Below are 24,380 nucleotides of genomic sequence, written 5' to 3'. Positions count from 1 at the left end.
ACGTCCGCGCCCCCGCCCGGGTCCCTTCCGGGCGGGGGCGCAGCCGTATGGTCTACCCAGCGCGCCGGTTTTCCCGAAGGAGCCCCCATGACCCCGCCCGTCGTCCACTCGCTCCGCGAGCAGATCCGCGAGCACATCGTCGAGGGGATCGTCAGCGGGCGCTGGAAGCCGGGCGAGCGGATCGTGGAGCGCAGGATCGCCACCGAGCTGGAGGTCAGCCAGACGCCCGTACGGGAGGCGCTGCGGGAACTGGAGACGCTGCGGCTGATCGAGTCGGCTCCGAACAAGGGCGTGCGGGTGCGGAACCTGACCGCCGCCGACCTGGAGGAGAGCTATCCGGTGCGGGCGGGCCTGGAGCAGATCGCCGCCGAGCTGGCCGCGCCGGTGCTCGCGGACGACGTCTCCGCGCTGGAGCCGCACGTGGTGGCGCTGTACGCGGCGGACCGGGCGGCCGACGGGGAGGCGCAGGTGCGGCACACGGTGGGCTTCCACCGGGAGCTGGTGCGGGCGGCGGGCAACGGGGTGCTGCTGCACACCTGGGAGGGCCTGGGGATCGAGGTGTTCACCGCGCTGTCGATCCGCTGGCTGGGCACGGTGCAGAAGTCGTACGCGGAGGAGCACGAAGAACTGGTGGACGCCTTCCGGCGGCGGGACCCCAGGATCGGCGAACGAGTGAAGGCGCACGTGCTGGGGTGTGCGCCGCGCGCGTGAGACGGACGACGGGACGGTCGGTGAGACAAGTGCGACACCCTCGCGTTTTGTCCGTTCTGCCCTGATTGATCCTGACACTTCGTGCCCATTTCGGTGGCACCGAATGCCTACTTCTGCTCCCGGGGCACTTTTTTGCTCCCAAGCTTTGATCGATCATCGATCAGTTGCTTACAGTCGTCGACGGACCTCATCAGGTCCCGCACCCCGGGTCCCGTCCTGCCGGATACGACCCCCTGATCCACTTCTCCACCCCCACCCCCTCCTTTACCGGAAGGCGGCGTCATGACCGACTCCGTACGCAAGCTTCCGAGCGAGCTCGACCAGCTCCCGGACCGCGACACCGAAGAGACCGCCGAATGGGCGGCCTCCCTCGACGCCGTCGCCAAGGCCGCCGGCTCGAACCGCGCCGAGTACCTGATGCGGCGCACCCTCCAGCACGCCGAGGCCGCCGGGCTCGCCCTGCCGAAGCTGCTGGAGACGGACTACGTCAACACCATCCCGACCGCCTCCGAGCCCGCCTTCGACGGCGACCTGGAGATGGAGAGCCGGATCACCGCCTGGAACCGCTGGAACGCGGCGGCCATGGTGACCCGCGGTTCGCGGTTCGGCGTGGGCGGCCACATCGCGACGTTCGCCTCCGCGGCCTGGCTGTACGAGACCGGCTTCAACCACTTCTTCCGCGGCAAGGAGGGGGACGGCTCGGGCGACCAGCTCTACATCCAGGGCCACGCCTCCCCCGGCATCTACGCGCGCGCCTTCCTCGACGGCCGCCTCGACGAGCAGCAGCTCGACAACTTCCGGCAGGAGGCGGGCGGCAACGGCCTCCCCTCCTACCCGCACCCCCGCCGCCTCCCGTGGCTGTGGGAGTTCCCCACCGTCTCCATGGGCCTCGGCCCGCTGTCCGCCGTCTACCAGGCGCGCTTCAACCGCTACCTGGAGAACCGCCGGATCAAGGACACCTCGAACTCCCACGTCTGGGCGTTCCTCGGCGACGGCGAGATGGACGAGCCCGAGGCGACGGCGGCCCTCTCGCTGGCCGCCCGCGAGGGCCTGGACAACCTGACCTTCGTCATCAACTGCAACCTGCAGCGCCTGGACGGCCCGGTCCGCGCCAACTTCCGCGTCGTGCAGGAGCTGGAGGGCGCTTTCCGGGGCGCCGGCTGGAACGTCGTCAAGACGCTGTGGGGCTCGGCCTGGGACGAGCTGTTCCAGCTCGACACGACGGGCGCGCTGGTACGCCGGCTGCGCGCCGTCCCCGACGCCCAGTTCCAGACCTACGCGACGCGCGACGTGGCCTACATCCGCGAGCACTTCTTCGGTGCGGAGCCCGCGCTCAAGCAGCTCGCCGACGTCCTCACCGACGCCAAGATCGCCGAGTGCTTCCACACCTCGCGCGGCGGCCACGAGGCCCGCAAGGTGTACGCGGCGTACAAGGCGGCCGTCGAGCACAAGGGTGCGCCGACCGTGATCCTCGCCCAGACGGTGAAGGGCTACACGCTCGGCCCCGGCTTCGAGTCGCGCAACGCCAACCACCAGATGAAGAAGCTCACCGGCAAGGAGTTCCGCGCGATGCGCGACCTCCTGGAGCTGCCCATTCCGGACTCCGAGCTGGACGAGACCCTCGTCCCGTACGGCCATCCGGGCGCCGACTCCCCCGAGGTCCGCTACCTCCAGGAGCGCCGCGCGGCCCTCGGCGGCCCGGCCCCGGCCCGCCGCACGCACCCCGTCGCGCCGCTGCCGCAGCCCGCGGAGAAGTCCTTCGCCGCCCTGAAGAAGGGGTCCAAGCAGGGCATGGCCACCACCATGGCGTTCGTCCGCCTGGTGAAGGACCTGATGCGCGACAAGGAGACCGGGAAGCGCTGGGTGCCGATCGTCCCCGACGAGGCGCGCACCTTCGGCATGGAGGCGCTGTTCCCCTCCGCGGGCATCTACTCGCCGCTCGGCCAGACCTACGACCCGGTCGACCGCGACCAGCTGATGTACTACAAGGAGGCCAAGGACGGTCAGGTCCTCAACGAGGGCATCACCGAAGCCGGGGCCATGGCGGACTTCATCGCCGCGTCGACCGCGTACTCCACGCACGGCGAGACGATGATCCCGTTCTACATCTTCTACTCGATGTTCGGCTGGCAGCGGACCGGCGACCAGATGTGGCAGCTCGCCGACCAGCTCGGCAAGGGCTTCATCGTCGGCGCGACCGCCGGCCGCACGACGCTGACCGGCGAGGGCCTCCAGCACGCGGACGGCCACTCGCACCTCATCGCCTCCACCAACCCCGCGTCGCTGAACTACGACCCGGCGTTCGCGTACGAGGTCGCGGTGATCGTCCAGGACGGCCTGAAGCGGATGTACGGGGAGAACCCGGAGGACGTCTTCTACTACCTGACCGTCTACAACGAGCCGATGCCGCAGCCCGCGATGCCCGAGGGCGTCGAGGAGGGCATCGTCAAGGGCCTGTACAAGTTCAAGGACGCCGCCGCCGCGACCTCGCCGGACGCCCCGCGCGCCCAGCTGCTCGCCTCCGGCACGGCGATCCACTGGGCCCTGGAGGCCCAGGAGCTGCTGGCCGCCGACTGGGGCGTGTTCGCCGACGTGTGGTCCGCGACCTCGTGGGGCGAGCTGCGCCGCGACGCGCTGGAGGCCGACGAGGCGGCGCTGCGGGGCGAGATCCGCACCCCGTACGTGACCGCCGCGCTGGCGGACGCGCCGGGCCCGGTCGTCGCGGTCAGCGACTGGATGCGTCAGGTCCCCGACCAGATCAGCCAGTGGGTCGAGCAGGACTACACCTCGCTGGGCACGGACGGCTTCGGCATCTCCGACACCCGGGAGGCGGCCCGCCGCCACTTCGGCGTCGACGCGCAGTCGGTCGTCGTGGCGACCCTGGCCCGGCTGGCGAAGCAGGGCTCGGTCCCGGCCTCGGCGGTCAAGGAGGCCCGGGAGCGTTACGGCCTGTAGCTCCCGTCGCAGCGGAAGTACCCGTCGGGCGCACGGCCCGGCTGTCAGTGGCAGCGCGCATGATGACCTCATGCGCGCTGCTCGTTTGATCAAGATGGTGCTGTTGCTCCAGTCCCGGCCGACGATGACGGCCGCGGAGCTGGCGCGGGAGCTGGAGGTGTCCGAGCGGACGGTCCAGCGCGACGCGCAGGCGCTCTCGGAGGCGGGCGTCCCGGTCTGCTCGAACCGGGGCAGGGACGGCGGCTACCGGCTCGTCGGCGGATACCGCACGAGGCTGACCGGGCTGGCCCGCAGCGAGGCCGAGGCCCTCTTCCTGTCCGGGCTCCCGGGGGCGCTGCGGGAGATGGGCCTGGAGGACGCGGCGTCGGCGGCCCGGCTCAAGGTGTCGGCGGCGCTGCTGCCCTCGCTCCGGGACGCGTCCACGAACGCGGCGCAGCGCTTCCACCTGGACGCCCCCGGCTGGTACCAGGAACCGCACACCCCGGAGCTGCTGCCCGCGCTCGCCGAGGCGGTGTGGGGCGACCGGGTGGTACGGGCCCGCTACCGGCGCAACGACCGCGAGGTGGAACGGCGCCTGGATCCGTACGGGCTCGTGCTCAAGGGCGGCATCTGGTACGTCTGCGCGCGGGTCGCCGGGCCGGGGGACGTACGGGTGTACCGCCTGGAGCGCTTCACCGCGGCCGTCGTGACCGACGAACCCTTCGTACGCGACGCGGACTTCGACCTGCCCGGATTCTGGGCCTCCCGGGCGGCGGACTTCGCGCGCTCCCTGCTGCGGGACGAGGTGAGGCTGCGCCTCTCCGCGGCGGGGGCGGCGGCGCTCCCCCGGGTGACCGACGCGATGGCCTCCCGCGAGGCGCTGGCGGCGGCGGAGCCACCGGACGCGGCGGGCTGGGTCCGGGTCACCCTGCGGGTGGAGTCCGTGGAGGTGGCGTACACCCAGTTGCTGGGACTGGGGGCGGAGGTGGAGGTGCTGGGGCCGGAGGAGCTGCGGGGGCGGATGGCGGAGACGGGGAGGCGGTTGGCGGGGCTTTACGGGGGTGCGGGGGGCCTGTAGGGGACGGAGGGGCTCGTAGGGGGCGTGGTACAGAAGCGGGGCGCTTCGTGGGCGGGGGCGGGGTACTTCGTGGGCGGGGGCGGGGTACTTCGTGGGCGGGGGCGGAGCACGTGGGGGCGCATCGCGGGGGCGGGGCGCGTCGCGGGGGGCCGCCCCCTTGCCCGCCCTCCCCCAAGCACTCGGCTTCGCTCGTGCAGGGAGGTACCCCCGCACCCCGGGGGGCGGCCCCGCCGCCCAAAGGGGCTACCGGGGGGAAGTGGTGGGCGGCCCCGCCCAAGGGGACACCGAGGGGAAGTGGTGGGCGGCCCCGCCCGAGGGGAGGGGGTGGACGGCGGGGGGCGGCGGGGGCTCAGCGGTAGTGCTCCGGGAGGGCTTCCTCGTCGCCGGCGGTGACGCGGGACAGGTACCCCCACGCGTCCGGGCGTGACCCGTCCGCGTCGGTGAAGCCGTACTCCTTCGCCAGCTGTCCGCTGGACAGCGACTGTCCGCTCCACCGGGCCCGATCCGGGTCCGCGGCCAGGTGCGCCACCGCCCGCCCCACGAACACCGGTGACTCCGCGATCGCGAAGGTCGGCTCCTTGGCGATCGCGTCCCGCCAGTTCGCCTCGGTCACCCCGAAGTGGTCGAGCATCTGCTCGGAGCGCAGGAAACCGGGCGTCACCGACACCGCGGTCCCGCCCACGTCGGCCAGGTCGTGGGCCAGGTTGGACGCCATGCGGATCGGCGCGTTCTTCGCGAGGTCGTAGTAGAAGTCCTCGCGGAAGACGCGGTTCGTCTCCGCCGTGCCGTCCGTGACCTCGACGACGAGGCCGCCCTCGTGCCGGACCAGCAGGGGCAGCGCACAACTGCTCGTCACGATGTGGCTCCTGACGCCGAGTTCGAGCATCCGCAGCCCCTGGGCGAGTTCGGTCTCCCACATCTTCTTGCCGAACTCGACGAGGTGTTCGCCGCCCCAGACGTCGTTGACGAGCACGTCCAGCCGCCCCCGCTCCCGGTCGATCCGCTCGACCAGCGCCCGGACCTGGTCGGGCTCCAGGTGGTCGGTGGGTACGGCGATGCCCTCGCCGCCCGCCGCGGTGACGAGTTCCGCGGTCTCCTCGATGGTCTCGCTCGTCCGGCCGACCTCGCTGACCCTGTCGCGGGTGGTGCGCCCGGTGACGTACACGGTGGCGCCCTTCGCCCCCAGTTCCACGGCGATGGCGCGCCCGGCGCCCCTGGTCGCGCCGGCGACCAGGGTGATCCGTCCGGTCAGGTCGGGCTGTACTGCGTTCATCACGGCTCCTTCGTCGTTCGTACGCACGAGGATGCCGCCCCATCCCGACACCTTCTGTCGGGATGAGTCGGCGGAAGGGACCCGGTGCCTCACCGCAGCCCTTCGAGCGTCGACCCGTCCGCCATCCGGGCCCGCAGCTCGGCCTTCACGCCCCGGGGCGCGCGCACGGCCATGGTGGTCCCGTTCGCGTCGGCCTTCACTCCACCGGTCGCCTGGATCCTCTGCACCTTGCGGCTGCCGGCGGCGAGCAGGTACCAGTCGCCCGATTTCGGCCCCTTCCAGCCCGCGCCCGCGAGGACGTGCTGGCCGAACCGGCTGCACGACGCGGTGTCCCGCGCCTCGACGACCGGCGCCCCGAGTGCCGTGGGCGGTGTGCCGGGCAGCTGGAGCTGCACCAGGACCCGGCCCGGCCCCCGCCAGGTGTCGGCCCGGGTGCACACCCAGTCGGCCCGGCCCGCCCCTTCCGGCAGGGTCTGCTGCGCGTACACCCAGTTGTTGACGGCGCGCACTCCCGCGCCGCGCAGCGAGGGCAGGTGGCAGGCGGTGCGCGCCCAGTTCGCCAGCGCCGCCGCGCTGGTGGCCTCGCGCGGCTGCCGGGCGGGGGCGCCGCTGCCCGGCGGCGGGGTGTAGGTGAGATGCACGGGCGCCAGGTCACCGAGGTCGGTCAGCAGGAAGGCGTGGTTCTCGACGATCCGTTCGGAGGAGCGGAGCTGGAGGGCGGGCCAGGAGTCGCACGTGCCGCCCGCGCCCGGCCTGGGCACCGCCGCGGTGACGCCGTCGCCGCGCACCGCCGGCTCGCCGCCGGGCGCGGCGGGCCTGAGCAGGTCGCGGGTGCGGGTCTCGTCGATCCACGGGGCGAGCAGGAAGCGGGAGGCGGAACCGCTCCGGGTGACGACCAGGGCCGCCCCGGTCACCACGTCGGCGTCGTCGGTACGGGCGAAGTCCAGCACCGGGGGCTGCGAGGCGTCGGCGGGCTCGGCGTACCGGACCGTGCGGTCACCGTCGTTGAACAGGACCACCGCGGTGCCGTCGACGTCGCCCGCGTACAGCAGCCGGGGCGGCTCGACGGGCGGCGCGGTGCCGGTGCCGGGAGTGCTGGAGATCCGTACCGTCCGGGCCGGAGCGGACCACACCTTGAGGGCGCGGTCGAGCAGCGCGAGGTCGTCCCGGCGGTCGCCGCGCGCCGGCCAGACGGTGAAGTCGACGCGCGAGGTGTCGGCCCACTCGTCGTCCTCGGCCCGCACCAGGTTGCGGGGGTCCGTGACCCGTTGGGTTATGGAGGCGTTGCGGGTGCCGGTGGCCGCCTCGCGTTCCTGCGGGCCCTGCCCCTCCCGCAGCACCAGGGGCAGGGTCGCGGCGGCCACCGCGGCGACGACGAGGGCCGCCCCGGCGGTACGCAGCCGGTGGCGGCGGCGCAGCAGGTCGGTGGGCCGGGTGTGCACGAAACAGGGGTCGAACTCGCCGGACAGCAGGGGGTGTCCAGTCCCCTCGGCGGGCTCGCCGAGGGCCTTCGTGGCGAGCCGCTCGGCGGTGCGCAGGGCGAGCGCGGGTTCGGCGACCCCGGCCTCGGCGAGGAGATCGCGGGTGCGGTCCTCCGTCAGGTCTTCGGCGCGGCGGAGCGCGAGGGCGGCACGGGTGGCGGCGTCCGCCCCGGACAGGGCCTGCTCCAGGGCCAGTTCGTCGGCGCCGCCCGCGGCGGGGAAGACCCGCAGCCCCCACACGGCGGGCAGCAGGTGCCGCAGCCGGTCCGGGCCGGGGACGCGGCCGGGCCACCAGCCGGGCCGCTTCCCGTACGCCAGGGACTCGCGCAGCACCCGGGCGCGCAGCGCGGCGTAGGCGCTCCCGGGACCCGTGCCGACGGGGGCGGCGCGCTGGTTCGGGACGCCCGGGGCGGTCCGCGGGGCGGGCCGTGTGCGGGCCGGGAGCGCGCGCTGGGCGATGCCGTGGGCGACGAGCACCCGGCGGTGGCGGCCCAGGGCGGGCGGGAGGGTGATAAAGGCGAGTCGGACGAGGCGCGGATAGTGCTCGACCAGCGCGGCTTCGGCCTGTGCCACGCTCAGTGGGCCTTCGGGAGCCGCGGTGCGCTCCGTGCGGTCTTGCGTGTCCATGGCGAGGGCAACCCCTTTGAGGGTGAGAGTGCGTGCGTCGCTTGCCCTTCAAACGAGTGAATCGTGGGACGGTCACACCGGGCCCCGGACGGCCGGGAACCGGAGGTCGGGAAAGAAGGTGTGAGAAAGGAGACGTTCCCCTGCCGCCCCCTCCGCGTGCGTCGCGCCCCCGCAGGCCGGATGCTGTACCTCGTGATGGACGAGACGGAATTCTGGGAGACGGTCGACAGCACCCGCGAGGCCGCCGAGGGCGACCCCGAGGACCACGCCGACCTGTTGGTCGAGCGACTGCTCCAGCTCGACCCCGACGCCGTGCTCGACTTCGCCAGACACTTCGAGGTGCGGTACAACCGCGCCTACCGCTGGGATCTGTGGGGGGCCGCCTCGGTCCTGCTGGGCTCGGCGAGCGACGACGCCTTCGACTACTTCCGGTGCTGGCTGATCGGCCAGGGCCGGGAGGTCTTCGAGGGCGCGCTGCACGAGCCGGACGACCTGGCCGGGCTGCTCGACGACTTCGACGACGAGATCGACGGGGACGGGGAGGAGTTGGGCTACGCGGCGGACGAGGCGTACGAGCAGCTGACCGGGGCGGTCGCGCCGGACCTGGGGGTTCCGGCCCAGGCGGCGGAGCCGCAGGGCACGCCGATCGATCTGGACGACGACGGGGTGCTGGCGGACCGCTACCCGCAGCTCTGGGAGAGGTTCGGGAACTAGCGGACCGCTTCCTCCCGCGACGAAGGGGCGCTTCGGCGACCGGCGGGCCGCTTCCCGTGCCCTTCCCAGCCGGTCGGCGGACGGCTCCCCCCTGGCTGGCCCGGCGAGACGTGCGCCGGGCCTTCCCGTAATCCTGCGAGCGGTTCGGCAGACGGCTCCGTAGCTGGGCACGACGTGGCGACGGGCCTCCCCGCAAGGCACCCGGCAGACGACTCCGCAGCCCGGCACGACATGGCGACGGGCCTCCCCGTAACCCCTCGGGCCGTTCGGCGGGGCGCGCTCCTCCGGCGTCGGCGGCACGACGGGCGGGCCGCTTCCCGCGGATCGGCGGTGCGTGCGCGAGTCAGTCGTTTCCCGGTTCCAGGAGCAGCAGGGCCACGTCGTCCTCCACGCCGCCGTGCGCGAAGCGCGCCAGGTCGGCGAGGACCGTCTCCGCGAGCGCGCCGAGTTCCTCCTCCGGCGCGGGCGCCGTCGTCACCATCGTGGAGAGGCGGGCGGCGAGCGGGTAGAAGTCGCCCCGCGCGTCGCGGGCCTCGGTGACACCGTCCGTGTGGGCCAGCAGGCGGTCCCCGGGGCGCAGCGGCAGCACGGTGACGGAGGGCGCGGCCAGGTCTGCGAGCCCGAGGCCGAGCGGCGGGGCGGGGTCGAGCGACAGTTCCGTCGCCGTGCCGTCGCGCAGCAGCAGGGGCGGCGGATGTCCGCAGGACACGACGTGCACGGTCTTCCCGTCGGCCGGGAACTCCAGCAGTACCGCGGTCGCGAAGAGTTCCGCGTGCTCGACGGCGGCCGAGTCGACGACCAGGCGGCGGTCCAGGCGGGCCGCCACCGCCGCCAGGTCCGGGTCGTCGAGCACGGCTTCCCGGAAGGCGCCGAGGAGGGCGGAGACCGTCGACACGGCCGCGAGGTCGTGCCCCTCCACGTCGGCCACCACGGCCCGTACGCCCCAGGGTCCCTGCCGCACGTCGTAGAGGTCTCCGCTGACCAGGGCGCCGCGGTGCGCCGCCCGGTAGCGGCCGGCGCACCGCACGCCTCCGACCAGCGCGGGCAGCGGCGGCAGAACGGCGAGCTGCGAGACCTCGGCGACCGTGCCGATGTGGACCAGCTGGGCGTCGCGGCGGCTGCGGATCCAGGCGAGCAGGACACTGATCGCAGCGGCGATGACCAGAGGCAGCACGTCCCCCCGCGCGGCCTGCCAGCCGGGGGTGAGCGGACTGGCCACGACGAGTACGCCCACCCCCAGCAGGGCGGTGACCAGCGGCCCGTGCATGAGGGCGGCGAGCGGTGGCAGGACGGTGAGGAAGAAGCCCAGCCGGAAGTGGCTCGGGGTGAGCATGTCCGCGAAGCCCAGGACGAGCAGCAGGGCGACCGGCAGCACGCGCAGCCAGCGGGGCACCTGCTGCCCGCGCAGCCACCCCGGGGTCTCCTCACCGCGTCGGGCGCGGACCGAGCTCATGGAAGAGGCTCCTCGGGGGCGACGGTGGGGCGGACGGGGCGCGACGGCCGGGTCAGGGGCACGCCTGGATCGCCTACCGGACCAGTATGACCGTATTGCCCCTTTCGCGCCCGGCCGGACGGCGGGCTCAGCCCGTCAGCGGCTTGCCCATCAGGACGTCGTCCACGTACTCCCCGTGCAGGTGGAACTCGCCGGGCAGCACGCCTTCGACGACGAAGCCCTCCGCCTCGTACAGGGTCCGGGCGGGCTTGTTGTGGCTCAGCACCCGCAGCGTGAGACGCCGGGCGCCGCGGCGGCGCGCCTCCTCGCCGGCCGCCCGCACCAGAGCCCGGCCCAGCCCCCGGCCGCGGGCCTCCTCGGCCACCGCGAGGCCGTTGATCTGGAGGACGTGCGCGTTGCAGGCCAGGGGGGTGGGCGGTACCAGCCGGACGTAGCCGAGGAGCCGGCCGGCCGCGTCGGGGTCCTCGGCGACGAGCACGTCGCCGGGCTGGTGGCGGGCGTCGAAGTACGGCTCGTACGGCGGCTCGGGCAGGGGCGTCACGGAGTGCAGCGGCGACCAGGTCTCCCGGTCGAGCCGCGCGAGCTCCGCGTCGTCGGACAGTTCGGCGGCGCGTATCGAAGGGGCGGGCGGGCGGTTTCGCGTCTCGGACATGTCGTCACCATGCCACGGGGCGCGCGAAAGCCGTGGCGCAGAGGCAGGATGGACCCATGCGGATCGCGGTCACCGGCTCTACGGGCCTCATCGGTACGGCACTTGTACGTTCCCTGCGCGCGGACGGGCACGAGGTGGTGCGTCTCGTACGACGGCCGTCCAGGTCCCCGGACGAGGTGTGCTGGGATCCGAAGCGCAGTCACGTCGACGCGGGCGGACTCGTCGGCTGCGAGGCGGTGGTGCACCTCGCCGGGGCGGGCATCGGCGACCACCGCTGGACGGACGCGTACAAACGGGAGCTGCGGGAGAGCAGGCTGCTCGGCACGGCGGCGATCGCGGAGGCCGTCGCCTCGCTCGACGTGCCGCCCCGCGTCCTCGTCAGCGGCTCGGCGCTGGGCTTCTACGGGGAGACGGGCGACCGGCGGGTCGACGAGGACGCGCCGCCCGGCCACGGGTTCCTGCCGGAGCTGTGCGTGGAGTGGGAGGAGGCCGCGGCGCCGGCCGAGGAGGCGGGGATCCGGACGGTGTTCGCGCGCACCGGGCTGGTGGTCGCGAAGGGCGGCGGGGCGTGGGGCAGGCTCTTTCCGCTCTTCAGGGCAGGCATGGGCGGCCGTCTCGGTGACGGGCGGCAGTACTGGAGCTTCATCGCGCTGCACGACGAGGTGGCGGCGCTGCGGCACCTGATCGACACGGAGTCGCTGTCGGGACCGGTGAATCTGACCGCCCCGGAGCCGGTCACCAACCGGGAGGTGACCGCGGCGATGGGACGGGTGCTGCGCCGGCCGACCGTGTTCGCCGTGCCCGCTCCGGCGCTGCGGATCGCGCTCGGGGAGCTGGCGGGGGACGTGCTGGGGAGCCAGCGGGTGGTGCCGGCGCGCCTTCTGGAGTCCGGTTTCTCCTTCGCCTTCCCGACCGTCGACGACGCGCTCCGGGCGGCGCTCCACACCGACTGAATGAACGTTCCTGACCGGTTTCCGACGAGAACCCGTCGGAAACCGGTCACATGTCGGACCGATTGTCGACCGTTTCTCCACCGTCGTGCGACCGCTGTGCCTCGGTGCCCGGGACGTGCGCGCCTGCCGCGCACGCCGTGCCGACTTCTACGCTGCGTCCTCCCTACGGGTATTCCGCAGGGCTGTCGGGGGCAGGAGCCCTGCGACCACAGCCGCGCCGACCTCGGGGAGGGGCACGTGCCTAACCCAGCACACCATGCGGACGTCATCATCGTGGGGGCCGGAGTCGCCGGACTCCGTGCGGCCCACCAGCTCATCAGCGCCGGTGTCACGGTCCGCGTCCTGGAAGCCGCCCCGCACGTCGGCGGGCGGATGGCCACCGAGGAGGTCGACGGGTTCCGGCTCGACCGGATCGGCCAGGTCCTCAGTACCGCCTATCCGGAGCTGCTGCGCACCCCCGGCCTCGAAGCCCTCGCCCTGCGGCCGTTCGCCCCCGGCGTCCTGGTCCACGGCGAGGGCCGCCACTACCGCGCGGGCGAGGTGGGCGCAGCCCGCGACGGATCACGCGGCACGGTCCGCGGCGGGGCGCTCAGCGGGGCACGCAACGGAGCGCTGACCGGAGCACGCAGCGGTGCCCGGAGCGCGAGGGGCGCACTCAGCGCCGCGCGCGCCCTGGCAAGCGCCCCCCGTGGCTCCGCCCGCACCGCCGCGCCGTCCCGTGCGGCCACGGCGCCCCGCGCCGACGCCCCACCCCTCGCCGGCCCGACGCCCGTGCCCGGTACGCCGTTGCCCGGCGGCCCGGCGACGGACGCCGCCCCGCTCCGGATCCGCCCCCTCGGCGGTCCCCTCGAACAGGCCCGGCTCGCGGCGGCCCTGTCGCGCTTCGCCGCCACCCCGGTGGAGCGCCTCCTGGCCCGGTCCGAACTCCCCGCCCTGGACGCCCTCGCCGGACGCGGCCTGCCGTCCCGCACGGTCGACGGCTTCCTGCGCCCGCTGCTGGCCGCGCTGCTCTCCGACCCCGGTCTCACCACCTCCAGCCGCTGCGCCGACCTGGCCCTGCGCGGTTTCGCACGCGGTCGGCTCTGCCTGCCCGAGGGGGGCGCGGGCACCCTGCCCGAACTCCTCGCCGCGACCCTGCCGCCCGGCACCGTCCGTACCGGAGTGCACGTCACCGGCGCGTCCATCTCCTCGGTCACCACCGAGGAGGACGGCGAGCTGGGCTGCCGTTCCCTGCTGGTGGCCACCGGCGCGCGCGCCGCCGCGGACCTCCTGCCCGGCCTGCGGGTGCCCGGCTTCCACCCGGTCACCGTCCTGCACCACACCGCCGCACCCGGCTCGGCGCCCGCGACCGGCTCCGCCCTGGTGCTGGACGCCGACCGGGGCGGCCCTGTCTCGCACTCGGCCGTCGTCAGCGCGGTCGACCCCACCCGGGCGCCCGGCGGCCGGGTGCTGATCTCCTCCACCGTGCTGGGCCTGCCCGTCACCCCGCCGGGGCTCGACGCCGACGTCCGATCCCACCTGGCGCGCCTGCACGGCACCCCGACGGACGACTGGGAGCTCCTCGCCGTCCACCACGACCCGGAGGCCGTGCCCGCGATGCCCGCCCCGCACGACGTGCACCGTCCGGTGCGGCTGCTGTCCGGCCTGTACGTGTGCGGCGACCACCGCGGCACCAGCACCGTGCAGGGGGCCCTGCACTCGGGCCGCCGGGCCGCCCTGGAGATCCTGCGCGACTTCGGCATCCGGCCTGGCTACGCGGCGGAGGAACTCCGCGAGGCAGCCTGACGCCCCGCCGCACGACGCCCTGCGTCGTGCCCAGCGCCTCCGGTCCACGGCCCCGGACCGGAGACGGGCCCGCGGGAGAAGTGCCCACCGCCTTCCCCGCGGGCCCGCACACCCCCACCCGCCCGACACCACCCCGCCGTACAAGGCGCACCGCCTACCCCGCCCTGCCGTACGAGGTGCACCGCCCCCCCGCAGGCCCGCACAACCGCACCCGCACCCCCACCCCCCCGGCCCCACCCCGCCGTGCAAGGCGCCCCGCCGCCCCCGCCCCGCCCCGCCGTACGAGGTGTCCCGCCCCGTCCGTGCGACGTGCGCCGCCTCCTCAGCCCAGCGTCGCCACCCGGTCCCGGTATCCCCGTACCGCCGCCGCGTCCCGGTACGGCTCCAGCCTTCGCTCGAACTCGCGCACGTACTCCGTGGCCCGCGCCGAGCGCATCTCGGAGGCCTGCTGGGCCGCCTCCGCGCCCAGCGCGCACGCCTGGTCCAGTTCGCCGAGCCCCAGCCGCGCCTGGGCGAGGACGATCCGGCAGAACAGCCTGCTGCGGGCGTAACCGGCCGGCCGCAGCTGCAAGGACTTCTCGGCGTGCTGCGCCGCCGCCCGGTACTGCTGGAGGTCCCGGTGGCAGTGGCCGAACTCGTCCGCGAGCTGACCCTCGTCGAAGAACCGCGCCCAGTGCGGCACGTCGTCCCCGGGGCGCGCGGCCTCCATCGCCCGCTCCGCCCGCACCAGCGAGGACGTACAGGCCCGCACCTCCCCCAGCACACCGTGGCCGCGCGCCTCCACCGCGTGCAGCATCGCCTGCACGGCCGGCGGCGCCGAGGAACCGACCCCCTGCTGGGCGACCCGCGCCAGCTGGACGGCCTCCCGGCCGTGCCCGAGGTAGACGGCCTGACGGCTCATGGTCACCAGGACGTACGACCCGTACGCCCGGTCCCCGGCGGCCTGCGCGAGACGCAGCGCCTGCACGAAGTAGCGCTGGGCCAGCCCGTGCGCGGCGATGTCGTACGAGGTCCAGCCGGCCAGCCGGGTCAGGTCGGCGACGGCCGCGAAGAGCCGGCGTCCTGTCGCCTCCCCGTAGACCCCCCTGAGCATCGGTTCCGCCTCGTGCTCCAGGTACCGCACGAGGGCCTGGCGCGCGTGCCCGCCGCCGTACGCGTGGTCGAGGGTGCGGAACAGCTCGGCCACCGAGCGCAGCGCCGCGACGTCCCCCGAGGTGACCCGCTGGCCGGGCCCCCGGTCGGTCTGCCGCTGCCGGGGCAGGACGGCGACCGGCCGGCCGCCCTGGGCGGGGACCCGTGCCGCGGGGGCGCCGTTGACGGCCGGGGGCTCCGCCGCGCGGCCCACCCGGTCGTCGGCCCGGCCGATCAGCCAGTCCCGGCTGGGGACGACGAGTCCCGCCGGGGTGAACGCGATCTTCCGCAGCTCGGCGTGGCTGCCGGAGTCCTTGCGCCACAGCCCGCTCACGATGTCGACGGCCTCTTCGGGGGTGGCGGCGAATTCCAGCCCCGCGTAGACGGGGGCGCAGGCGTCGAGCCCGAGGTCCTGTGCGGAGAGACGTCTGCCGAGTCTTCTGGTGAACACCTCGGCGATGAGCGCGGGCGTGGTGCCGCGCGGCTGCTGGCCGCGCAGCCAGCGGGTGACCGATGTCTTGTCGTACCGGAGGTCGAGCCCGTGCTCCAGTCCCAGCTGATCGACGCGCCGGGCCAGGCCCGCGTTGGAGAATCCCGCCTCCGCGATGAGCGCGGCGAGCTGTCGGTTGGGGGTGCGCTGCGGAGGTCGTTCCGTCATCAGCTGTGGCTCTCCTGCCTTCCGGGCCCCGGGTGGCAGCCCTGCGTGGAACGGCGCGAATTTAGCGAGACCGAGCCCCGCAACCGGCCTCTGCGCCTCTACTTCATCCGTTCGTGTGAGGATTCCGGGAAGGCGCTGACGGAGACCCCGCTCCTCGCCCTGCCCATGGACCGCTTCCCGCGCCGCCGTACAGTGGCTGGGGCGAGGCGATACGAAGGAGACACCACCGTGAGTGAGCTGCGGTTCGTCCGACTGGGGTTCGGTGAGAACGCCGTCGAGTACCGGGAGGCCTGGCAGAGGCAACGCGAGGTGCATGCGGCCCGCTTCGCCGACGAGGTTCCGGACACGTGTCTGCTACTGGAGCACCCGCCCGTCTACACGGCGGGCCGTCGCACCGAGGACAGCGAACGCCCCCTGGACGGGACGCCGGTGGTCGACGTGGACCGCGGCGGCAAGATCACCTGGCACGGTCCCGGTCAGCTCGTCGGCTATCCGATCCAGAAGCTTCCGCGCCCGGTGGACGTCGTCGCCCACGTGCGGCGGCTGGAGGAGGCCCTCATCCGTACGTGTGCGGAGCTGGGCCTGGAGACGACCCGTATCGAGGGCCGCAGCGGCGTGTGGGTCCTGGGCGACCCCGTCGAGCAGCGCCCGCAGATCGGCGGCCTCTCCCTCGACTTCGACCCGCGGCTGTCGGACCCCGAGTTCGACGCCCGGCTGAACGGTCCCGAGTACGCGCCGTCCAACGCCGGTCAGCGGCGCGAGGACCGCAAGCTCGCCGCGATCGGCATCCGGGTCGCCAAGGGCGTCACCATGCACGGCTTCTCGCTGAACGTGAACCCGGACAACACCTGGTTCGACCGGATCGTGCCCTGCGGCATCCGGGACGCGGGCGTCGCCTCGCTCGCGAACGAGCTGGGCCGGGACGTGACCATCGACGAGGTCCTGCCGGTCGTGGAGAAGCACCTGGTGGCGGTGATGGCGGAGGCGGTCCCCGCACCCCGCCCCGTCGAGAAGACGGCCGCTCAGGGAATGCCCCTGCCCGGGTGAGGGTTGCCCGGACGTAGAGCCATGTAAATATCGGGCGTACCCTGGTGTCCGCCGATGAATCGAAGCCGTTACGGCAAGAGGGAGTGCGGACGTGTCCGCTGTCGCACCCGACGGGCGCAAGATGCTGCGTCTTGAGGTCCGGAACAGCCAGACCCCCATCGAGCGCAAGCCCGAGTGGATCAAGACCCGGGCGAAGATGGGTCCCGAGTACACCAAGATGCAGGCCCTGGTGAAGGGCGAAGGACTGCACACGGTGTGCCAGGAGGCCGGCTGTCCGAACATCTACGAATGCTGGGAGGACCGCGAGGCGACCTTCCTCATCGGCGGCGACCAGTGCACGCGGCGCTGCGACTTCTGCCAGATCGACACGGGCAAGCCGCAGGCCCTGGACCGTGACGAGCCCCGCCGCGTCGGCGAGTCCGTCGTCACCATGGACCTGAACTACGCCACCATCACCGGCGTCGCCCGCGACGACCTGGAGGACGGCGGCGCGTGGCTGTACGCGGAGACCGTGCGCCAGATCCACCAGCAGACCGCCGGCCGCGCGGAGGGCCGCACCAAGGTCGAGCTGCTGGCCCCCGACTTCAACGCGGTCCCCGAGCTGCTGGACGTCGTCTTCGAGTCCCGCCCGGAGGTCTTCGCGCACAACGTGGAGACGGTGCCGCGCATCTTCAAGCGCATCCGCCCCGGATTCCGCTACGAGCGGTCCCTCGACGTCCTCACCAAGGCCCGCGAGGCCGGTCTGGTCACCAAGTCGAACCTGATCCTCGGCATGGGCGAGACCCGGGAAGAGGTCAGCGAGGCGCTGCGCGACCTGCACGAGGCGGGCTGCGAGCTCATCACCATCACCCAGTACCTGCGGCCCTCCCCCCGGCACCACCCCGTCGAGCGCTGGGTCAAGCCGATGGAGTTCGTCGAGCTGAAGGACGAGGCCGACGCGATCGGCTACTCCGGCGTGATGTCGGGCCCGCTGGTCCGCTCCTCCTACCGCGCGGGCCGGCTGTACGGCCAGGCCATGGAGCGGCGCGGGACGCCGGTGACCCCGCAGGCCGTGTGAAACCCGGCACAGCCGCCGTAGCGCAGTGCCCGCCGTGACGACGCGGCCCGTACGACACCCGCAGGTCGGGGGCGTCGAACGGGCCGTGTCGGCGTTTCACCCGTAACGTCGAGGTTTCATCGGTGTTTGACCGGTCGGTCACCTGCTGGTAACACCAGTCAGTGACGCTTGGTCCACGCACCGCAGTTCCACCGAGGTTCCACAGCACCGCCGCACCGCAGCTCCACCCACTGCCGCCATTCGCCGTTGTTGTCACGAGAGGGAACCCCGACATGCAGGCCGTACGCGCCAAAACCCTCCCGTCCGTCACGGACGCGCTGCGCACCGTCGAGTCGTTGCTCATCGGCACCGGTCAGCGCACCGCCCGCCGCAACGCCTGGACCTCGGTGCTGGAGGACCGGCGCCGGGCGAAGGACCGGGTGGAGACGCAGCACGTACTGGAGGCGGTGTCCGCTCGTACGTCCTAAGCAACGTAAACTTTCTCGCATGGCGAGGAAGGAACGCGCAGCGAACGCGGACACTGCGAACCCGGGGCGACTCAAGCAGATTGCCCTGACGTACAAGATGACCCGGCGGAACGACCCCAAGGTGGGTCTCGTCGTGGCGGGCGTGGGCATCGTCGTTTTCGGTGTCCTCCTCGGCCTCGGCTTCCTGATCGGGCACCCGGTCTACCTGGGCATCCTGGGCTTCCTGCTGGCTTTCCTCGCGATGGCGATCGTCTTCGGACGCCGCGCCGAGCGCGCTGCCTTCGGGCAGATGGAGGGACAGCCGGGAGCGGCGGCGGCGGTCCTGGACCAGGTCGGCCGCGGCTGGACCACGACACCGGCGGTGGCGATGAACCGCAGCCAGGACGTCGTGCACCGGGCCGTCGGCAAGGCGGGCATCGTGCTGGTCGCCGAGGGCAACCAGAACCGGCTGCGGACGCTGCTGGCGTCCGAGAAGAAGAAGATGGCCCGCATCGTCGGCCCCGAGGTCCCGGTCACCGACATCATCGTCGGCAACGGCGAGGGCCAGGTGCCGCTGAAGAAGGTCCGCACGACCATGCTCAAGCTGCCGCGCACCCTCACGGGCCCGCAGGTCACCGCGACCAACGACCGGCTGCGCGCGATGGGCGACCTGATGAGCAACATGCCGATCCCCAAGGGCCCGATGCCCGGCACCAAGGGCATGAAGATGCCGCGCGGCCGCTGACCCTCCCCTTCCCGTTCCTTCTGTGCGAGCGACGGCCCCGGAACCTCCTCCAGGTTCCGGGGCCGTCCTGCTGTCCGTCCCACCGTCCGCGGGCCGCGTTCCGCGTTACATGCGCACCTGTACGGCGCGGGCCAGCCGGTCGTGCAGGCCGCGGCCGTCCCGGTCCCAGATGAGCGCGGGGACCGCCAGGCAGAGCAGCACGGAGCGCACCACGACCCAGCCGAAGCCCAGGCGTCCGCCGCGCTCGGAGACGACCCGCAGCCCGAAGAGGCGCTTGCCGGGGGTGCAGCCGACGGTGCCGACGGTGAGGATGCTCAGTACGAGGAAGATGCCCAGCGCCCAGTTGCCGGCCGCCTGCGAGTCGCCGCGGGCGAAAAGCCCGTAGGCGATGAGCAGGCACAGGCCCCAGTCGACGAAGAGGGCGCCGAAGCGGCGGCCCAGCGGAGCCACCGAGCCCGGCCCCTCGGGGGGCAGGCCGAGGCGCTTGCCCCGGTGTCCGAAGTCGGCGCCCATCTCCTCGGCGGCCGCGCGCGGTCCGGAGAGCCACGATCCGATTGCTTGCCTGTTGTCCACCCCACAAAGGTACTGCGCCCCCGTTCGTCCCGGTCCGGGCGGGGCACATGGAGGAGCGCCGGTGAGGACACCGGCGGGGTCCGTCGCCACGTCCTGGTTAACTTGGGCGAAACAAATGGGTCATGCTGGAGAAATCCCGGCTGCCTATGGTCGACGCCAGCGTGTGCCACCGCACTGGCCCGCACGAAGACCCGCAGAATAGCGGCAACCCCGTCCGGCCCCGGGCGGGAGTAGGAGGAGCTGGATGTTCGGGAACGCCGACGAAGCCAAGAAGTTCATCGCGGACAACGACGTCAAGTTCGTGGACGTCCGGTTCTGCGACCTGCCGGGCGTGATGCAGCACTTCACGATCCCCGCGGCGGCCTTCGACCCGGACGAGGAGCTCGCCTTCGACGGTTCGTCGATCCGCGGCTTCCAGGCCATCCACGAGTCCGACATGGCGCTGCGCGCCGACCTGTCGACGGCCCGCCTGGACCCGTTCCGCCGCGACAAGACGCTCAACATCAACTTCTTCATCCACGACCCGATCACGGGCGAGCAGTACAGCCGCGACCCGCGCAACATCGCCAAGAAGGCGGAGGCGTACCTGGCCTCCACCGGTTTCGCGGACACCGCGTACTTCGGCCCCGAGGCCGAGTTCTACGTCTTCGACAACGTCCGCTTCCAGACGTCGGCGAACGAGAGCTTCTACCACATCGACTCCGAGGCCGGCGCCTGGAACACCGGTGCGGTGGAGAACAACCGCGGCTACAAGGTCCGCTACAAGGGCGGCTACTTCCCGACCCCGCCGGTCGACCACTTCGCCGACCTCCGTGCCGAGATCTCCCTGGAGCTGGACAAGAACGGCCTCCAGGTCGAGCGCCAGCACCACGAGGTGGGCACGGCCGGCCAGGCCGAGATCAACTACAAGTTCAACACCCTCCTCGCCGCCGCCGACGACCTGATGCTCTTCAAGTACGTCGTGAAGAACGTCGCCTGGCGCAACGGCAAGACCGCGACCTTCATGCCGAAGCCGATCTTCGGCGACAACGGCTCGGGCATGCACGTCCACCAGTCGCTGTGGCAGAACGGCATCCCGCTGTTCTACGACGAGCAGGGCTACGCCGGTCTCTCGGACATGGCCCGCTACTACATCGGCGGCATCCTCAAGCACGCCCCGTCGCTGCTGGCCTTCACCAACCCGACGGTGAACTCCTACCACCGTCTGGTCCCCGGCTTCGAGGCCCCGGTCAACATGGTGTACTCGCAGCGCAACCGCTCCGCCGCGATGCGCATCCCGATCACGGGCTCCAACCCGAAGGCCAAGCGCGTCGAGTTCCGCGCGCCTGACCCGTCGTCCAACCCGTACCTCGCCTTCTCGGCCCTTCTGATGGCCGGTCTGGACGGCGTGAAGAACAAGATCGAGCCGCCGGAGCCGATCGACAAGGACCTGTACGAGCTGGCTCCCGAGGAGCACGCGAACGTGCAGCAGGTCCCGACCTCGCTGCCGGCCGTCCTCGACGCGCTGGAGGCCGACCACGAGTACCTGCTGGCCGGCGGCGTCTTCACGGCCGACCTGATCGAGACGTGGATCGACTACAAGCGCACGCAGGAGATCGCCCCGATCCAGCTGCGCCCGCACCCGCACGAGTTCGAGCTGTACTTCGACCTCTAGACCGGCCGGGCACGCAGGTGTCCGACGCGTCGCGCAGGGAGCCCCGTCACCGCCTTCGGGCGGTGGCGGGGCTCCCGTCGTGCCGGGCGCGGGTGCGCGTCAGCTCAGCTCGTCGCGGATCAGTTCGCGGACCAGTCGGCACGTGGTGCTGGACGGCGGGTGGATGCCCACCCGGGCGGCGGTGGCGCGGATCCTTCGGTTGGTCGCCTTCTCCGGGACGTAGACCCCGGTGTCCATCAGGGCTATCGCCAGGCGCATGGCCTTGAGGCGGCGGTTGTGGGAGATGTACCACTCGCGCGGCCGGCCGGCCGGGAGGGGCTTCTTGTACAGCGGTTTCGGCGGTACGGGCTTGCGGCTCTTCGGCTTGCGGGGGCGGGCGTCGTCCCTCAGTACGGCAGCGGTCACGGGCATCCTCCCGAGGCGTTCACGGACCCTCTCGGACGCTTCCCATTTTACTGGCCACCACTGACAATCGTCGCTGGCCAAACGGCATTTGACCTCTGTGCGGGGTGGGGCGGGAGGTATCTTCGGGGCATGGAGATCTGGATCAACCCCGCGTGTTCCAAGTGCCGTTCCGCCGTGCGGATCCTCGACGAGGAGGGGGCCCACTACACGGTGCGCCGCTACCTCGACGACGTGCCCGGCGAGGCGGAGATCCGGGCGGTGCTCGGCCGGCTCGGCCTGGAGCCCTGGGACATCACGCGCACCCAGGAGGCGGAGGCCGAGGAGCTGGGCGTACGGGACTGGCCGCGGGACGCCGACGCGCGCGAGCGGTGGATCACGGCGCTCGCCACGCACCCGGCACTGATCCAGCGGCCGATCCTCACCGCCGACGACGGCACCGCGGTAGTCGGGCGCACGGAGGAGGCGGTACGGGACGCCGTGGGGCGCTCCGCGGCCCGGGGCCGGTGAGGAAAGCGCTCGGCTGCGCGTCCTGAGGGGCCGTTACGGGGCGGCTACGGGGCGGGCGAGGGCTTGCGGGCCGCCCCCTGCGTCGGCGGCGGCCCGTGCGGGCGGTCAGGCGGTCGTGGCCGGCCGCGGTGCCGTCTCCCGCGCCGCGGTCAGCGCCGCGTCCGCCTGTTCCAGGATCTCCGTCACGCGCAGGCCGAAACGGGCGTCGCAGGGGTGCGGGGTGCCGGTGCGGGCCGATTCCAGGAGGGCGTCGATCGCGGCGCCGAAGGACTCGGCGCCGGGCCCCCACGGGTTGGGGAGCGTCGTGACGCCCGCGGCGCCCCGCAGTTCGACGCCGACGCCGGACGCCTCGGGCGGGGCGCTCAGGCTGAGGGTCGCCGTGCTGGACGCGCCCGAGGCGTGCCGCAGGGCGAGGTGGGCCATGTCGGCGCGGCCCCCGGAGGCGGTCAGGTGGGTGACGTCACCGAGGACCGGCAGGAGCACGGACAGGGCGTGCGGGCCCACGTCCCACAGGGCGCCCTTCTCGCCGCGCCACGGGGAGGCCGCGTACACGCTGTCGGAGTCCGGCGAGAAGAGCGCGCCCAGCCAGTAGGCGTGGGCGGTGAACCAGCCGTCCGCGGCGGCCTGTTCGGCGACCCAGGAGGACGTGCCGGTCGCGAAGCGCAGGGTGAAGAAGACGACGGAGGCGACGCCCGCCTCCTCGGCCGCCTCGGCGACCTGCCGCGCGCCGTCGGCACTCGTCGCGACCGGCTTGTCGAGGAGCAGGTGGCAGCCGGCCCGCGCGGCACGCACGGCGAGCGGCGCCTGCACGTCCGGCGGGAGGGCGAGGGCGACCGCGTCGCAGTCCGCGAAGAGGGCGTCCACGTCGTCGTACGCCCGGGTGCCGTGCGCTTCGGCGATCTTCGCGGCGGCCTCCGGACGGCGCCCCCACACGCCCACGAAGTCGACGCCGGGATGCGCGGCGAGCGCCGGGGCCTGGGTGCGGTCGGCCCAGGGACCGGTGCCGAGGAGTCCGATGCGGGCACGGGCGGGGGTGTGCGCCGGGGTGCCGGCGGGGGGCGTCGTGGTCATGCGTCCAGTCTGCCGGTGGGGGCCGAGGTGGTCCAAGGGAGGCGGTGCGACGCACGTCACCCGGCGGGGCGCGTGCGGTAACACGGGGTTCACCATCGGGCAACGGCCGGGAAATCGCGGGTTGCCAGGCTGCCGACCATCACCGCAGCAGCAACGGGGTCGCGATCCCGCCACCGCCGCAACCGGTGGCCGAGTCCCCCCGCAGCCGCGTAGAACCCGTAAAGGATGGCGTCCGTGACGTTCAAGGCCGAGTACATCTGGATCGACGGCACCGAGCCGACCGCCAAGCTCCGCTCGAAGACGAAGATCCTGGCGGACGGCGCCGCGCTGCCCGTCTGGGGCTTCGACGGTTCCAGCACCAACCAGGCCGAGGGCCACGCCTCGGACCTGGTCCTGAACCCGGTGTTCTCCTGCCCGGACCCGATCCGCGGCGGCGGCGACATCCTCGTCATGTGCGAGGTCCTGAACATCGACATGACGCCGCACTCCTCCAACACGCGGGCCGAACTCCGGCCGCTGGCCGAGCAGTTCGCGGGCCAGGAGCCGATCTTCGGGATCGAGCAGGAGTACACCTTCTTCGAGGGCGAGCGTCCGCTGGGCTTCCCGGTGGGCGGCTTCCCGGCCGCACAGGGCGGCTACTACTGCGGTGTCGGCGCGGACGAGATCTTCGGCCGCGAGATCGTGGAGAAGCACCTCGACCACTGTCTGGCGGCGGGCCTGGGGATCTCCGGCATCAACGCCGAGGTCATGCCGGGGCAGTGGGAGTTCCAGGTGGGCCCGCTGTCGCCGCTGGAGGTCTCCGACCAGCTGTGGATCGCCCGCTGGCTGCTCTACCGCACCGCAGAGGACTTCGGTGTGTCCGCCACCCTGGACCCGAAGCCCGTCAAGGGCGACTGGAACGGCGCGGGCGCGCACACCAACTTCTCCACGAAGGCGATGCGCGAGGGGTACGACGCGATCATCACGGCGTGCGAGTCGCTGGGTGAGGGCTCGAAGCCGATGGACCACGTGAAGAACTACGGCGCCGGCATCGACGACCGCCTCACGGGGCTGCACGAGACCGCTCCGTGGAACGAGTACAGCTACGGCGTCTCCGACCGCGGCGCCTCGGTCCGCATCCCCTGGCAGGTCGCCCAGGAGAAGAAGGGCTACATCGAGGACCGCCGCCCGAACGCCAACGTCGACCCGTACGTCGTCACCCGGCTGATCGTGGAGACGTGCTGCACGGCCCTGGAGAAGGCCGCCCAGGTCTGAACCTCCGACGCGCAGGGGGGCGTTCACCGGCACGGGCCGGTGGCGCCCCTTTCGCGCGTCGCCGGAGCGAAGGCGGTGCGGCCCGAACCGTGTGTCCGAGGGAGCACTGCCGCCCCCCGCCGGGCCCGTGCTTGAATGGGGCGCATGACCGGCTTTCAGAACACCAGTGCC

21 protein-coding genes are annotated in these 24,380 nt (G+C 73.0%); 13 read left to right on the top strand and 8 right to left on the bottom strand.

The window, feature by feature from the left end; all coding sequences use genetic code 11:
• Positions 1-87: 87 nt before the first annotated feature.
• The 3 genes from ACQPZG_RS25145 (at position 88) to ACQPZG_RS25135 (ending at position 4,723) form a co-directional block, all read left to right on the top strand.
• On the top strand, positions 88-711 hold the full coding sequence (locus ACQPZG_RS25145) for a GntR family transcriptional regulator (protein ID WP_433547986.1): 624 nt from the start codon (positions 88-90) through the stop codon (positions 709-711).
• A 282-nt stretch (positions 712-993) separates the two neighbouring features.
• Positions 994-3,666 carry a pyruvate dehydrogenase (acetyl-transferring), homodimeric type gene (aceE, locus tag ACQPZG_RS25140; RefSeq protein ID WP_433547985.1) on the top strand — a complete coding sequence of 891 codons (2,673 nt, stop codon included), beginning with the start codon at positions 994-996 and terminating at the stop codon, positions 3,664-3,666.
• Between the two features lie 70 nt (positions 3,667-3,736).
• On the top strand, positions 3,737-4,723 hold the full coding sequence (locus tag ACQPZG_RS25135; protein ID WP_433547984.1) for a helix-turn-helix transcriptional regulator: 987 nt from the start codon (positions 3,737-3,739) through the stop codon (positions 4,721-4,723).
• 349 nt (positions 4,724-5,072) lie between these two features.
• Here the strand turns inward: ACQPZG_RS25135 and ACQPZG_RS25130 are convergent, their stop codons facing one another.
• A complete protein-coding gene (locus ACQPZG_RS25130) occupies positions 5,073-5,996 on the bottom strand; it encodes an SDR family oxidoreductase (RefSeq protein WP_433547983.1) in 924 nt (307 codons plus the stop codon).
• A gap of 89 nt (positions 5,997-6,085) precedes the next feature.
• A complete protein-coding gene (locus tag ACQPZG_RS25125; protein ID WP_433547982.1) occupies positions 6,086-8,104 on the bottom strand; it encodes a hypothetical protein in 2,019 nt (672 codons plus the stop codon).
• Positions 8,105-8,299: 195 nt separating this feature from the next.
• Here ACQPZG_RS25125 and ACQPZG_RS25120 point away from each other — a divergent pair, with 195 nt between their 5' ends.
• Positions 8,300-8,818, top strand: coding sequence for a DUF4240 domain-containing protein (locus ACQPZG_RS25120; RefSeq protein WP_433549540.1), 519 nt, complete (start codon positions 8,300-8,302; stop codon positions 8,816-8,818).
• A gap of 343 nt (positions 8,819-9,161) precedes the next feature.
• Here ACQPZG_RS25120 and ACQPZG_RS25115 read toward each other — a convergent pair whose 3' ends face one another.
• Both ACQPZG_RS25115 and ACQPZG_RS25110 read right to left on the bottom strand, forming a co-directional pair.
• The gene (locus ACQPZG_RS25115) at positions 9,162-10,271 is read right to left on the bottom strand and encodes a PP2C family protein-serine/threonine phosphatase (protein ID WP_433547981.1); all 1,110 of its coding nucleotides are present in this window, start codon (positions 10,269-10,271) and stop codon (positions 9,162-9,164) included.
• Positions 10,272-10,398: 127 nt separating this feature from the next.
• Complete coding sequence (locus ACQPZG_RS25110) at positions 10,399-10,923, bottom strand: N-acetyltransferase family protein (protein WP_433547980.1); 525 nt, start codon at positions 10,921-10,923, stop codon at positions 10,399-10,401.
• A 56-nt stretch (positions 10,924-10,979) separates the two neighbouring features.
• On the opposite strand from ACQPZG_RS25110, the gene ACQPZG_RS25105 reads away from it, so the two are divergent.
• Both ACQPZG_RS25105 and ACQPZG_RS25100 read left to right on the top strand, forming a co-directional pair.
• Positions 10,980-11,876 (top strand): TIGR01777 family oxidoreductase, encoded by an 897-nt coding sequence (locus tag ACQPZG_RS25105; RefSeq protein ID WP_433547979.1) that lies wholly within the window; start codon positions 10,980-10,982, stop codon positions 11,874-11,876.
• A gap of 237 nt (positions 11,877-12,113) precedes the next feature.
• The gene (locus ACQPZG_RS25100) at positions 12,114-13,661 is read left to right on the top strand and encodes an FAD-dependent oxidoreductase (RefSeq protein WP_433547978.1); all 1,548 of its coding nucleotides are present in this window, start codon (positions 12,114-12,116) and stop codon (positions 13,659-13,661) included.
• A gap of 322 nt (positions 13,662-13,983) precedes the next feature.
• On the opposite strand, the gene ACQPZG_RS25095 is transcribed toward ACQPZG_RS25100, so the two are convergent.
• The gene (locus tag ACQPZG_RS25095; protein WP_433547977.1) at positions 13,984-15,450 is read right to left on the bottom strand and encodes a regulator; all 1,467 of its coding nucleotides are present in this window, start codon (positions 15,448-15,450) and stop codon (positions 13,984-13,986) included.
• A 228-nt stretch (positions 15,451-15,678) separates the two neighbouring features.
• Between ACQPZG_RS25095 and lipB the strand changes: the two genes are divergently transcribed.
• The 4 genes from lipB (at position 15,679) to ACQPZG_RS25075 (ending at position 18,745) form a co-directional block, all read left to right on the top strand.
• On the top strand, positions 15,679-16,497 hold the full coding sequence (lipB, locus tag ACQPZG_RS25090; RefSeq protein WP_433547976.1) for a lipoyl(octanoyl) transferase LipB: 819 nt from the start codon (positions 15,679-15,681) through the stop codon (positions 16,495-16,497).
• A gap of 91 nt (positions 16,498-16,588) precedes the next feature.
• The gene (gene lipA, locus ACQPZG_RS25085) at positions 16,589-17,554 is read left to right on the top strand and encodes a lipoyl synthase (protein ID WP_433547975.1); all 966 of its coding nucleotides are present in this window, start codon (positions 16,589-16,591) and stop codon (positions 17,552-17,554) included.
• Between the two features lie 272 nt (positions 17,555-17,826).
• Positions 17,827-18,021: an SCO2195 family GlnR-regulated protein gene (locus tag ACQPZG_RS25080; protein WP_433547974.1), complete on the top strand. Its 195-nt coding sequence runs from the start codon at positions 17,827-17,829 to the stop codon at positions 18,019-18,021.
• A gap of 19 nt (positions 18,022-18,040) precedes the next feature.
• Positions 18,041-18,745, top strand: coding sequence for a DUF4191 domain-containing protein (locus tag ACQPZG_RS25075; protein WP_185025912.1), 705 nt, complete (start codon positions 18,041-18,043; stop codon positions 18,743-18,745).
• A gap of 105 nt (positions 18,746-18,850) precedes the next feature.
• Here ACQPZG_RS25075 and ACQPZG_RS25070 read toward each other — a convergent pair whose 3' ends face one another.
• Complete coding sequence (locus tag ACQPZG_RS25070; RefSeq protein ID WP_433547973.1) at positions 18,851-19,318, bottom strand: RDD family protein; 468 nt, start codon at positions 19,316-19,318, stop codon at positions 18,851-18,853.
• 244 nt (positions 19,319-19,562) lie between these two features.
• Here ACQPZG_RS25070 and glnA point away from each other — a divergent pair, with 244 nt between their 5' ends.
• Positions 19,563-20,972 carry a type I glutamate--ammonia ligase gene (gene glnA, locus ACQPZG_RS25065; RefSeq protein WP_433547972.1) on the top strand — a complete coding sequence of 470 codons (1,410 nt, stop codon included), beginning with the start codon at positions 19,563-19,565 and terminating at the stop codon, positions 20,970-20,972.
• A 99-nt stretch (positions 20,973-21,071) separates the two neighbouring features.
• Here glnA and ACQPZG_RS25060 read toward each other — a convergent pair whose 3' ends face one another.
• The gene (locus ACQPZG_RS25060) at positions 21,072-21,383 is read right to left on the bottom strand and encodes a hypothetical protein (RefSeq protein WP_433547971.1); all 312 of its coding nucleotides are present in this window, start codon (positions 21,381-21,383) and stop codon (positions 21,072-21,074) included.
• A 123-nt stretch (positions 21,384-21,506) separates the two neighbouring features.
• On the opposite strand from ACQPZG_RS25060, the gene ACQPZG_RS25055 reads away from it, so the two are divergent.
• Positions 21,507-21,884 carry an ArsC/Spx/MgsR family protein gene (locus ACQPZG_RS25055; protein WP_433547970.1) on the top strand — a complete coding sequence of 126 codons (378 nt, stop codon included), beginning with the start codon at positions 21,507-21,509 and terminating at the stop codon, positions 21,882-21,884.
• A gap of 105 nt (positions 21,885-21,989) precedes the next feature.
• Here ACQPZG_RS25055 and ACQPZG_RS25050 read toward each other — a convergent pair whose 3' ends face one another.
• Positions 21,990-22,955 (bottom strand): Gfo/Idh/MocA family protein, encoded by a 966-nt coding sequence (locus ACQPZG_RS25050; protein ID WP_433547969.1) that lies wholly within the window; start codon positions 22,953-22,955, stop codon positions 21,990-21,992.
• A gap of 234 nt (positions 22,956-23,189) precedes the next feature.
• On the opposite strand from ACQPZG_RS25050, the gene glnII reads away from it, so the two are divergent.
• On the top strand, positions 23,190-24,209 hold the full coding sequence (glnII, locus tag ACQPZG_RS25045; RefSeq protein ID WP_433547968.1) for a glutamine synthetase: 1,020 nt from the start codon (positions 23,190-23,192) through the stop codon (positions 24,207-24,209).
• The last annotated feature ends 171 nt before the right edge of the window (positions 24,210-24,380 follow it).

The organism is Streptomyces sp. CA-294286 (genome assembly GCF_050947155.1).
Taxonomy (GTDB): Bacteria; Actinomycetota; Actinomycetes; order Streptomycetales; family Streptomycetaceae; genus Streptomyces.
This window is presented reverse-complemented; position numbering and strand designations above follow the sequence as displayed.

Coding starts and splice junctions, on each gene's coding strand:
- glnA (WP_433547972.1), top strand. CDS start 19,563: ATGTTCGGGAACGCCGACGAAGCCAAGAAGTTCATCGCGGACAACGAC.
- ACQPZG_RS25075 (WP_185025912.1), top strand. CDS start 18,041: ATGGCGAGGAAGGAACGCGCAGCGAACGCGGACACTGCGAACCCGGGG.
- ACQPZG_RS25125 (WP_433547982.1), bottom strand. CDS start 8,104: ATGGACACGCAAGACCGCACGGAGCGCACCGCGGCTCCCGAAGGCCCA.
- ACQPZG_RS25055 (WP_433547970.1), top strand. CDS start 21,507: ATGGAGATCTGGATCAACCCCGCGTGTTCCAAGTGCCGTTCCGCCGTG.
- ACQPZG_RS25095 (WP_433547977.1), bottom strand. CDS start 15,450: ATGACGGAACGACCTCCGCAGCGCACCCCCAACCGACAGCTCGCCGCG.
- ACQPZG_RS25135 (WP_433547984.1), top strand. CDS start 3,737: ATGCGCGCTGCTCGTTTGATCAAGATGGTGCTGTTGCTCCAGTCCCGG.
- ACQPZG_RS25130 (WP_433547983.1), bottom strand. CDS start 5,996: ATGAACGCAGTACAGCCCGACCTGACCGGACGGATCACCCTGGTCGCC.
- ACQPZG_RS25105 (WP_433547979.1), top strand. CDS start 10,980: ATGCGGATCGCGGTCACCGGCTCTACGGGCCTCATCGGTACGGCACTT.
- ACQPZG_RS25050 (WP_433547969.1), bottom strand. CDS start 22,955: ATGACCACGACGCCCCCCGCCGGCACCCCGGCGCACACCCCCGCCCGT.
- ACQPZG_RS25060 (WP_433547971.1), bottom strand. CDS start 21,383: ATGCCCGTGACCGCTGCCGTACTGAGGGACGACGCCCGCCCCCGCAAG.
- ACQPZG_RS25120 (WP_433549540.1), top strand. CDS start 8,300: ATGGACGAGACGGAATTCTGGGAGACGGTCGACAGCACCCGCGAGGCC.
- ACQPZG_RS25115 (WP_433547981.1), bottom strand. CDS start 10,271: ATGAGCTCGGTCCGCGCCCGACGCGGTGAGGAGACCCCGGGGTGGCTG.
- ACQPZG_RS25080 (WP_433547974.1), top strand. CDS start 17,827: ATGCAGGCCGTACGCGCCAAAACCCTCCCGTCCGTCACGGACGCGCTG.
- ACQPZG_RS25110 (WP_433547980.1), bottom strand. CDS start 10,923: ATGTCCGAGACGCGAAACCGCCCGCCCGCCCCTTCGATACGCGCCGCC.
- ACQPZG_RS25145 (WP_433547986.1), top strand. CDS start 88: ATGACCCCGCCCGTCGTCCACTCGCTCCGCGAGCAGATCCGCGAGCAC.
- aceE (WP_433547985.1), top strand. CDS start 994: ATGACCGACTCCGTACGCAAGCTTCCGAGCGAGCTCGACCAGCTCCCG.